Annotated in this window: 1 protein-coding gene; it reads left to right on the forward strand. The window is 65.9% G+C overall.

The genetic code is table 11. From position 1 onward, the window contains the following. Positions 1-534 precede the first annotated feature (534 nt). Positions 535-1,719, forward strand: a complete 1,185-nt coding sequence (gene moeZ, locus ACFYOW_RS49515) for an adenylyltransferase/sulfurtransferase MoeZ (RefSeq protein WP_387299143.1) — start codon at positions 535-537, stop codon at positions 1,717-1,719. The last annotated feature ends 233 nt before the right edge of the window (positions 1,720-1,952 follow it).

The following is a 1,952-nucleotide window of genomic DNA, read 5'->3' on the forward strand; positions in this document are numbered from 1 at the left end:
TCGCTCGGTGGTTGTCGAGACTCGCGCCTGCGGCGCATGCGCTTCGACGGCTCGGACGCGAGACGGGCCGCGAACGTCGCTCGTAAGACTCGCTCGGTGGTTGTCGAGACTCGCGCCTGCGGCGCATGCGCTTCGACGGCTCGGACGCGAGACGGGCCGCGAACGTCGCTCGTAAGACTCGCTCCGTGGTTGTCGAGACTCGCGCCTGCGGCGCATGCGCTTCGACGGCTCGGACGCGAGACGGGCCGCGAACGTCGCTCGTAAGACTCGCTCGGTGGTCGTCGAGACTCGCGCCTGCGGCGCATGCGCTTCGACGACTTGGACGCGAGACGGGCCGCGAACGGGTCGCTCGTAAGACTCGCTCCGTGGTTGTCGAGTGAGTGGGCAGGTCGGCGCCGGGTGTATACCCGCTCAGGGGCTTGGGTTGGTGGTGCGAGACCATGGTCGGGAAGAACGGCCCGATTGTCGGTGTTGAGTATTAAGGCGCTGAGCCACCACAGTGCGATCGGCCAATTGATTCGAGGAGCCCTGGACGTGTCATCACCGAAGTCCCTGCCGCCGCTGGTCGAACCGGCCGCGGAGCTGACCAAGGACGAGATCGCCCGCTACAGCCGTCATCTGATCATCCCGGACCTGGGTGTGGACGGGCAGAAACGGCTGAAGAACGCCAAGGTGCTGGTAATCGGCGCCGGCGGGCTCGGCTCGCCCGCACTGCTGTATCTGGCGGCCGCCGGTGTCGGCACGCTCGGCATCGTCGAATTCGACGAGGTCGACGCGTCCAATCTGCAGCGCCAGATCATCCACGGCGAATCCGACATCGGCCGCCCGAAGGCCGACAGTGCGCGCGATTCCATCCTCGAGATCAACTCCGGCATCGAGGTCCGGCTGCACAAGATCCGCTTGGAGCCGGAGAACGCCGTCGAGCTGTTCGCCGAGTACGACCTGATCGTCGACGGCACCGATAACTTCGCCACCCGCTACCTGGTCAACGACGCCGCGGTGCTGGCGGGCAAGCCTTATGTCTGGGGCTCCATCTACCGCTTCGAGGGCCAGGTGTCGGTCTTCTGGGAGGACGCACCGGACGGTCGCGGCATCAACTACCGCGATCTCTACCCGGAGGCCCCGCCGCCCGGCATGGTGCCCTCCTGCGCCGAGGGCGGTGTCCTCGGCGTGCTGTGCGCCTCCATCGGTTCGATCATGGTTACCGAGGCGATCAAGCTGATCACCGGCATCGGTGAACCATTGCTCGGCCGTCTCATGGTCTACGACGCACTGGATATGAACTACCGGACCATCAAGCTGCGCCGCGATCCGGAGCGTCAGCCGATCACCGAACTGATCGACTACGAGGCGTTCTGCGGTGTGGTGTCCGAGGAGGGCCAGGCCGCGGCCGCGGGTTCGACGATTACCGCGCGCGAGCTCAAGGAGCTGCTGGACGCGGGCAAGGAAATCGAGCTCATCGACGTGCGCGAGCCCGTCGAATGGGACATCGTGCACATCGAGGGCGCCAAGCTCATCCCGAAGGATCGATTCCTCTCCGGTGAGGCGCTGTCGGATCTGCCGCAGAACCGGCCGATCGTCTTGCACTGCAAGACCGGTATCCGCTCGGCGGAGGTACTCGCGGTCCTGAAGAACGCAGGTTTCGCCGACGCCTCGCACGTGCAGGGCGGCATCGTCGCCTGGGCGAATCAGGTCGACAAGTCACTGCCGGTTTACTAGATCGGGTACTCATGCCGAAAGGTTGCTTCGCGGCGTAACCACCACGGAGCGAGTCTTACGAGCGAGGAGTTCGCGGCCCGTCTCGTGTCCGAGTCGTCGAAGCGCATGCGACGCAGGCGCGGCATCCGGCAGGCGTGTACCAGGTGCCGAACGTCCCGCCCCGTCAACCACCACGGAGCGAGTCTTACGAGCGAGGAGTTCGCGGCCCGTCTCGCGTCCGAGTCGTCGAAGCG

This window comes from Nocardia sp. NPDC006982 (genome assembly GCF_042869435.1).
GTDB lineage: Bacteria > Actinomycetota > Actinomycetes > Mycobacteriales > Mycobacteriaceae > Nocardia.